Source organism: Geomonas sp. (assembly GCF_056994735.1).
Map to the genome: position 1 here is coordinate 1 of NZ_JBXKJL010000501.1, position 8,236 is coordinate 8,236.

The window sequence follows — 8,236 nt, forward strand, 5'->3', positions numbered from 1 at the left end:
GCTCAAGAGCGATACCAGCCGAACAATCAGGTGGGGGGTGACCCTGCCGGGAGATAAAATGCAGGAGCGTTTGCAGAAAATACTGTCACAGGCGGGAATTGCCTCCCGCCGCGAATCCGAAAAGATCATCACTGACGGCAGGGTTGCCGTCAACGGCGAGGTAATCACCGAACTCGGCGCCAAGGCTGATCCGGACACCGATATGATCACGGTCGATGGCAAAGCCGTATCCATTGAAGAGAAACGGGTCTACATCCTCCTGTACAAACCTGTCGGCTACATGACGACCATGAAGGACCCGGAAGGACGCCCCATCGTGACGGACCTCTTGAAAGGCGTCAAGGAACGTGTCTACCCGATCGGGCGCCTCGACTACAACACCGAAGGGCTGCTGCTTCTCACCAACGACGGAGCGCTCGCCAATACTCTCATGCACCCGAGCCACGAGGTGGACAAGGGATATCTGGTGAGGGTGAGCGGGCATGTCTCGGAGGAGCAGATCAACAGGCTTACCGAGGGCGTCAAGCTCGAGGACGGGATGACTGCGCCGGCCAAGGTGGTTCCGGTCAGCGAAAGCGAGCACAATTCCTGGATCTCCATCACCATCCACGAGGGACGCTATCGGCAGGTGCGGCGAATGTGCGAGGCGGTGGGGCTGAACGTGGTGCGGCTGAAGAGGTCCCGGTACGACTTCCTTGAGATCGGGGACATGAAGCCCGGCCAATTCCGCTTCCTGCAGCCCGAGGAGGTCACCAGGCTCAGAAGAAAGGGTGCCGGTGCAGGCTCCGGACGGGGACCCCGCAAGACCGGAGTGGTCGCCAAGAGGGGGCCTGCCAAAACGGGCGCTGCCGACAGTGGTGCGGCGAGGGGCAAATCCGGCTTCCCGAAGCCCCGGCCGGCCAAGCATAGGTGATTTGCCGATCGCTCTTTGTCAGAGAAGTAATGAGAGCAGGGGAAAAAATTAAGAAGTGTCTTCTTCGTTACTAATACAGTTCCTGCTTCAGAAGAAATAGTCGTTACTCCACAAAAAAAGAAGCCACCCTCCGGGCGGCTTTTACATTTCCATTTATTGAGCTTATCCCTAAGCGCTCATTCTTTTCTGCTTCGGAACCCGTGGCGCCTTGGCCGGTTTCCTTTCAGTGCCGGTCGTTTTGGCGGCAAGTTTGGCAGCACGCACTGCCCGCGCCTTGGCCAGGTTGTCGGCAAGTCCCTTCTCCTGCGCCATCCTTCTGCGCGCTTCCGAGAAGTTCTTCGCCGTAAGTGCCTGATTGCTCGGGATGCCAAACTGTTTTCTGTATTCGCCAGGCTTGAGGCCGTGCACTTGAGCGAGGTGGCGGGCGAGGGTCTTCATCCCGCTCTTGCCGCAAAGCATGCAGCTTACCTGGTCCGGTTGGAATGCCTTCTTTAAAGAAACGGCGGGTCCTTTGGTCTCGGCCTTTTCAGCACCTTCGCCGGCTTCGACTTCTAATTTCTGCAGTGCCACATGCACCTTCTGCAGTTCCAGAAGCAGATCTTCGCCCGACATTTCTGTGACCGACGCATGCGAAGAGACTATGTTGGCCGTCAATTCGAGCAGTGATGATGCCATCTCTATGCTCCTCCTTTCATTTTTTTAACGTGCAAATTCTAATTCTCTTCAATTAAACCTCACAGCCTTTTAAAAGCAAGTGATAAATGTTTGTTATAAGCAAAAAAAGTTGACTCCGCTGACTCATTTCTGCTAGTTTCTTCCGCTGATTGCATGGCCCCTGAGCGGCTTGCGGATTATGAGGAAAAAGAGAATGGGAAGAATTGAAATTGATCAAGTGAGATGCAAAGGGTGCGGTATCTGCACCATCGCCTGCCCCAGGAAGCTGATTCAGCTGTGCGATAAGGTCAATATCCAGGGTTACACACCGGCGGAGGCTCCCTCTCTGGAGCGTTGCACCGGGTGTGCTCTCTGCGCCGAAATTTGTCCTGACGTTGCCATAACTGTATTCAAATAGTTTTCTCTAGCCAAACAGTCTGGAGCCGATTCAGATTGTGCATGTGACAGACTGGCCCGTGCCGTCAGCGCGCAGGTCTTGTCTGGGCTGCCGATCCACAGGCAGCTGGATATTCGGAGGACCAAGTGTCAAAACGCCTGTTTGTAAAGGGGAATGAGGCCGCCGCCATGGGCGCCGTCGAGGCGGGATGCCGTTATTACTTCGGTTACCCCATCACTCCCCAGAGCGACATCCCTGAATACCTCTCCCGTGAGCTCCCCAAGCTCGACGGTGAGTTCATCCAGGCCGAGAGCGAGATCGGGGCCATCAACATGCTGCTGGGCGCCTCCGCCTGCGGCGTGCGCGCCATGACCTCGTCGTCCAGCCCCGGCATATCCCTCAAGCAGGAGGGGATTTCCTACATGGCCGGAGCCGAACTCCCCGGCGTGATCATCAACATCTCCCGCTCCGGCCCGGGCCTGGGCGGAATCGATGCCTCCCAGTCCGACTACTTCCAGTCGGTCAAGGGGGGAGGGCATGGCGGCTACCGGATCCCGGTGCTGGCTCCCAACTGCGTCCAGGAGATGTACGACCTCACCATGCATGCCTTCGATCTCGCCGACCTCTACCGGACCCCGGTGATGCTCCTGGGAGACTCGGTAGTCGGTCAGATGAAGGAGGCCTTGGTCGCCAACCCGCGTCCGGCGCGCGAGCTCCCGGAGAAGAAGTGGAAGGTGCGTGGCAAGGGGGGGCAGGAGCAGAGGATAGTCAAGTCGCTCTTCCTGGGCGACGGCGAACTGGAGGCGCACAACTGGCACCTGCACGCCAAGTACCAGGAGATGAAGGAAAAGGAGTGCCTCTCCGAGGAGTACCAGGCGGAGGATGCCGAGCTCTTGGTCACCGCCTTCGGCTCCGTTTCCAGGATCGCCCATACCGCGGTCTCCATGGCGCGCGAGGCCGGGCTGAAGGTCGGCCTCTTCCGCCCGATCACCCTCTTCCCCTTCCCGGAGAAGGCCCTGGCCAAGGCCGGAGCACGCGCCGGTCGGGTCCTGGTGATGGAACTCAACACCGGCCAGATGGTCGACGACGTCCGGCTCGCCGTCGGATCAGGCGTCAAGGTCTCCTTCTACGGCAGGCCGCCGGGGGCGGGGTCGCTTCCTTCGCCTGAGGAGCTTTTCGAAGTGATCAAGAAGAATTACGCCCAGGCCTCCTGCGAGGTTGAAGAGGGGTTACCGCATGCAACAGGTTTTTAAAAGGCCGGAAAGTCTCAAAGACGTGCAGACCCATTTCTGTCCGGGCTGCCACCACGGCACCATCCACCGCCTGGTGGCGGAGGCCATGGACCACTTCGGCGTGCAGCAAAGGACGATAGGGGTTGCCTCCGTCGGCTGCTCGGTCTTTCTCTACGGCTACTTCGACATCGACGTGGTGGAGGCTCCCCACGGGCGCGCTCCCGCCGTCGCCACCGGGGTCAAGAGGGCCCGGCCCGACAACTTCGTTTTCACCTACCAGGGGGACGGGGACCTCGCCGCCATAGGTACCGCCGAGATCATTCACGCCGCCAACCGCGGCGAGGACATCACGGTGATCTTCGTGAACAACACCACCTACGGCATGACCGGCGGCCAGATGGCGCCGACCACGCTGGTGGGGCAGAAGACCTCCACCTCGCCCTACGGCAGGGACAGGAAGAAGGATGGCGCGCCGATCAGGATGGCCGAACTGCTGGCCCAACTGGGCGGCGTGGCCTACTCGGCCAGGGTGGCGGTCGACTCGCCCAAGCACCTGATGCAGGCGAAGAAGGTGATCCGGGAGGCTTTCGGATACCAGGCCGAGGGCAAGGGCTTCTCGTTCGTCGAGGTCCTCTCCGCCTGCCCGACCAACTGGGGGGCCAGTCCGCTCGCCGCTAATGCCAGGATCGAGGCAGAAATGATCCCCTACTACCCTCTTGGGGTTTTCAAGCAGGAAGGCGAGGTTTAGCACCAGCAGTAGGTGTGCGTGCTTCGACAGGCTCAGCACGAACAGTGGTTACAGTCACTGTGTGTGCTTCGACAGGCTCAGCACGAACGGTAGTTACAGGCGCTGTGCATGCTTCGACAGGCTCAGCACGAACGCGATACTCTCAGTGGCTGAACGCGCTGAGGCGGGCTCGGCATGAACAGAAAAGGACGCGCTTTGAGGGGTTCAACAGCAAAGCCGTTCACCCTGAGCTTGTCGAACGGTGTGATGTCAGTAGGGGCCTATAAGTATAAGTTGAACCTCCATTGTTCAACGAGGAAGTAACGGGGGATCTGATGCGTAACGATGTACTGATAGCGGGATTTGGCGGGCAGGGAGTGCTTCTCGCCGGAAATCTCCTTTCCTATGCAGCTATAGATGAAGGGAAGAACGTCTCCTACTTCCCGGCCTACGGGGTCGAGAAGAGGGGAGGGTCCGCCACCTGCACGGTGGTGATCGCCGACGGCGCGGTCGGCTCTCCCGTGGTCGGAAGCCCGTCCACGCTGGTAGCCCTCAACCAGGCTTCCCTGGAGCGCTTCGGCGGGAAGATCCGCAGCGGCGGCATCTGCATCGTCAACAGCTCCCTGGTTGATGCTGGCGCGCTGTCGCGGGATGACATCCAGTTGATCCCCGTTGCCATGAATGACATCGCCATGGAACTCGGTGATTCACGGATGGTCAACATGGTCGCCCTCGGGGCCTACGTGGCGATGACCGGGGTGGTGGGGCTCGAGTCCCTGGCACAGGGGCTGAAAGATGCGCTCCCCGAGAGGAACCATCGCTTCATCCCGGCCAACATCAAGGCCATCGAAGCGGGTGCCGAGGCGGCACGAGCTAAAAAAGCTTGACTTGCGCAGGCCGAATCTGCTATTAAACTTATCTCTTCAATCTTGGGGTGTCGCCAAGCGGTAAGGCAACGGACTCTGACTCCGTCATCCGAGGTTCGAATCCTCGCACCCCAGCCAACTCACCTGCAAAGCAGCACAAAAATAGATCGCCAGGTCCCATCGTCTAGTGGTTAGGACACCGGCCTTTCACGTCGGTAACAGGGGTTCAAGTCCCCTTGGGATCACCATCTTAAAAGCAGCACCCGCCTGGGTGCTGCTTTTTTTTGTCCTTTTCTCAGATTTTAAGTTGCTAATGAATTTGAACTTGCTTATTTTATAACGTCCAAAACTCCGACTGCTGCGAGGTTCAAATGAGAAGTGTCATCGCAATACTCCTTTTTCTGAATCTGATGATTATCCCTATCAGCGTCAGCCATGCCCGCATCGACTACGATGAGACTACTGCCACGGACGAGTTGTCAACTGGTGCGGCCAACAACGAAGACAGGAACGAAGACAGGAACGAGGACAGGAACGAGGACAGGAAGGGGGAGAGGAACGAAGACCGGAACGAAGACAGGAAGGAGGATGACAAGGAGGGCAAGAAGGACACCCGGACGGCCCATGAGAAAGAGGACCCCAATGAACCGGGAGAGCTCAAAGACACCCTCAAGCTTAAATTGCGCGGAGATGTCGGAGATGGTGAAATCGTCCTGAGCTGGCAGGTCCCGGAGCATACCGAAGAGCAGAAACCTCTAAAATTCACCATCTCGTACCACAGTGAGGGCGACAAGGTCGAGAAGAAGCAGGATCAGATCAAGCGGAGTCCCTACAAGCTGCGCGGCCTCAAGAACGGAATCGTCTACAACATCAGGGTCTCGGGGTATGGCCTCAAGGGGAAGGAGGTCGCGTCTTCGGACGAGATCTCCCTGATACCCGTTTCTCCGGATGACATCGGCTCACCGCTGGAGCGCTCGTTTTCGCGGGGGCTTCAGGCGATGTCGCAAAAGGATAACGGTGATGAGGTGAAAACCACCCTCAGGCAGTTCGGTTACGATTTCTTCTCCAATACCGGCTCAACCTCCCGTGACAACCTTCCCGTCGGATCCGACTACGTGGTCGGTCCCGGTGACTCACTGAGGGTCGACGTCTGGGGATCGATGCAGGCGCGGTACGACCTGGTGGTTGACCGTAACGGCGAGATCACCATCCCCAAGGTCGGCGCGGTCAAGGTCTGGGGACTCAACTACTCCCAACTCCATAGTGTGATCGGCAAGGCTTTCTCCCGCTACTTCAGAGGTTATGAGCTGAACGTGACCCTCGGGAAGTTGCGGACCATCCAGGTCTTCGTGGTGGGCGAGGTCACCGCTCCCGGCGCTTACACCATAAGTTCTCTGGCCACTGCGATCAACGCCCTATCCGCCGCCGGAGGGCCTAGCAAGAACGGGTCGCTGCGTCAGGTCAGGCTGCTGCGCGGAGGAAAGACGGTACAGGAGATCGACCTTTATACCATGTTCCTGTCCGGGGACCGCAGCCGTGATTTCCGGGTGGAGAACGGCGACACCCTCTTTGTCCCCGTCATAGGACCGGTGGCCGCCGTGGCCGGTGAGGTCAAGCGCCCAGCGATCTACGAGCTGAAGGGTCCCAGTTCGCTGAGTTCGCTCCTCGATATGGCAGGAGGGATTACCGCCGCAGGCGACAAGGGCAGGCTCCAGGTGGAGCGGCTGGAGGGAAACTCAGCCCGCATCATCCTCGACTACCGATTGGATGAGAAGCACCCGCAACAGGAACTGGCCGGGGTCTCGATCTCGGACCGCGACATGGTCAAGGTCTTTCCTTTCTACGACGCCCCTCGTCAGGTCGTGACCCTGAAGGGGAACGTGGCGAGACCCGGGGAGTACCAGTTCCGCGAAGGGATGAGGCTGAAGGACATCATTCCGGATTACGAGGCCCTTCTCCCCGACACCTACCTCGGAGCGGTGGAGATCACCCGAGTGCAACTCCCCGATCGACATCTTGAGAAGCATTCGGCGAACCTCGGGAGGGCTCTTGCCGGAGATCCCAGGGAAAACGTGGAGCTTCGGGAACAGGATACCATCAAGGTCTTCTCCCACTGGCAGATGCAGGAGCGTCCCATGGTTTCGGTCACCGGGCAGGTGAAGAAGCCTGGTGAATATCCCTTCTACCCGCATATGACCGTCCGCGACCTCATCACCGCTGCCGGGAGCCTCAAGCGAAATGCCCTCCTCGGTAGCGCTGAGCTTACGCGGATCGAGGTCAAGGACGGCACGGCCACCCCGAGCAGGATCAATCTCGATTTGCAGAAGGTGCTGCAGGGCGAGCCGACGGCGAATGTGATCCTGCAACCGGACGACATGCTCATCGTGCGGAGCATAACGCAGTGGCTCGAATCCTCGGACCGCTACGTAACCATGCAGGGGGAGGTTCGCTATCCGGGCAGGTATTCGATTGCCAAAGGGGAGCGTTTAAGCTCGGTCATCTCCAGGGCCGGCGGCTTCACCGACCGTGCCTACCTTCGGGGGGCCCGCTTCACCAGGAAGTCCGTCCAGGAGCTGCAGCAAAAAAGGATGAAGGAGATCCTGGAAAAGACCGAGCAGGATATCCTGAGGAAGGAAAGCGAGCTCTCCGCCACGTCCAGTTCCAGCGAGGATCTGGCCGCCACGAAATCGTCGCTCGACGGCCTGCTGAAAACCGCGCAGGGCCTGAAGCGTAAGAAGGCCGAGGGGCGGGTGGTTCTCAGGCTGCTGCCTCCACAGGAACTGGCGACGACCGAATACGATTTGGAGCTCATGGGGGGCGACAAACTGGAAGTCCCCGTTGTCCCCAGTGTGGTCAACGTGCTGGGGCAGGTCTACAATCCGACCACCTTCGTCTACCTGGATGGAGAATCGGTAGACTCCTATCTCAAGAAGTCCGGCGGGCCGCTCACCGACGCTGATCCGGGGAGCATGTACATCGTGCGGGCCGACGGAACGGTCTCCAGCAGGGAGCAGACGACCTTTGGCATCAACTGGGACGAAAGTGACAAGCGCTGGCATTTCGGCAGTTTCATGTCCCGCCCCCTTTGGCCCGGCGACACGGTGGTGGTGCCTCAGAAGCTCGATCATATCGCCTGGATGAGGGGGATCAAGGACATCACTACCATCCTGTCGCAGGTGGCTCTTACTGCCGGAACCATCTTCCTCTTTTTCAAGTAGCGGAGTGTTTCCCTTTTTTGTGGCACTGATGCTCGTTTTCTGCCATTATCCTCGTCCTTGAAGACGTGAAGGGTGAAGGGTGAAACCTGAAACCTGAACATGGAACGTAGAAGGTACAACATGAAGTACAGGAGCATGCATGCTTAGCGCTGTGATATTCGATTTTGACGGGATCATCGTCGACACCGAACCGCTTCACTACAAGGCTTTCCAGGAGATCCTGGTGCCG

8 protein-coding genes and 2 tRNA genes are annotated in these 8,236 nt (G+C 58.8%); 9 read left to right on the forward strand and 1 reads right to left on the reverse strand.

From position 1 onward, the window contains the following. Positions 1 to 58: 58 nt before the first annotated feature. On the forward strand, positions 59 to 913 hold the full coding sequence (locus AC11W3_RS21035) for a pseudouridine synthase (protein WP_484090664.1): 855 nt from the start codon (positions 59 to 61) through the stop codon (positions 911 to 913). Between the two features lie 168 nt (positions 914 to 1,081). On the opposite strand, the gene AC11W3_RS21040 is transcribed toward AC11W3_RS21035, so the two are convergent. Then, positions 1,082 to 1,588: a Ros/MucR family transcriptional regulator gene (locus AC11W3_RS21040; protein WP_484090665.1), complete on the reverse strand. Its 507-nt coding sequence runs from the start codon at positions 1,586 to 1,588 to the stop codon at positions 1,082 to 1,084. A 193-nt stretch (positions 1,589 to 1,781) separates the two neighbouring features. Here AC11W3_RS21040 and AC11W3_RS21045 point away from each other — a divergent pair, with 193 nt between their 5' ends. The 8 genes from AC11W3_RS21045 to AC11W3_RS21080 all read left to right on the forward strand — a co-directional run. Beyond that, positions 1,782 to 1,985, forward strand: coding sequence for a 4Fe-4S binding protein (locus tag AC11W3_RS21045; protein WP_484090666.1), 204 nt, complete (start codon positions 1,782 to 1,784; stop codon positions 1,983 to 1,985). A 125-nt stretch (positions 1,986 to 2,110) separates the two neighbouring features. Further along, positions 2,111 to 3,217, forward strand: a complete 1,107-nt coding sequence (locus AC11W3_RS21050) for a 3-methyl-2-oxobutanoate dehydrogenase subunit VorB (protein ID WP_484093721.1) — start codon at positions 2,111 to 2,113, stop codon at positions 3,215 to 3,217. Next, on the forward strand, positions 3,201 to 3,944 hold the full coding sequence (locus AC11W3_RS21055; RefSeq protein WP_484090668.1) for a thiamine pyrophosphate-dependent enzyme: 744 nt from the start codon (positions 3,201 to 3,203) through the stop codon (positions 3,942 to 3,944). Before AC11W3_RS21050 ends, AC11W3_RS21055 begins: the two co-directional genes overlap by 17 nt. A 314-nt stretch (positions 3,945 to 4,258) precedes the next feature. Next, on the forward strand, positions 4,259 to 4,810 hold the full coding sequence (locus AC11W3_RS21060) for a 2-oxoacid:acceptor oxidoreductase family protein (protein WP_484093722.1): 552 nt from the start codon (positions 4,259 to 4,261) through the stop codon (positions 4,808 to 4,810). A 43-nt stretch (positions 4,811 to 4,853) separates the two neighbouring features. Further along, a tRNA-Gln gene (locus AC11W3_RS21065) sits at positions 4,854 to 4,927 on the forward strand. A gap of 35 nt (positions 4,928 to 4,962) precedes the next feature. Next, positions 4,963 to 5,037 (forward strand) — tRNA-Glu (locus AC11W3_RS21070). A gap of 123 nt (positions 5,038 to 5,160) precedes the next feature. Then, positions 5,161 to 8,007 (forward strand): SLBB domain-containing protein, encoded by a 2,847-nt coding sequence (locus AC11W3_RS21075; RefSeq protein WP_484090175.1) that lies wholly within the window; start codon positions 5,161 to 5,163, stop codon positions 8,005 to 8,007. A 139-nt stretch (positions 8,008 to 8,146) separates the two neighbouring features. Then, positions 8,147 to 8,236: HAD hydrolase-like protein (locus AC11W3_RS21080; RefSeq protein ID WP_484093129.1), on the forward strand; the 90-nt coding region annotated here is incomplete at its 3' end.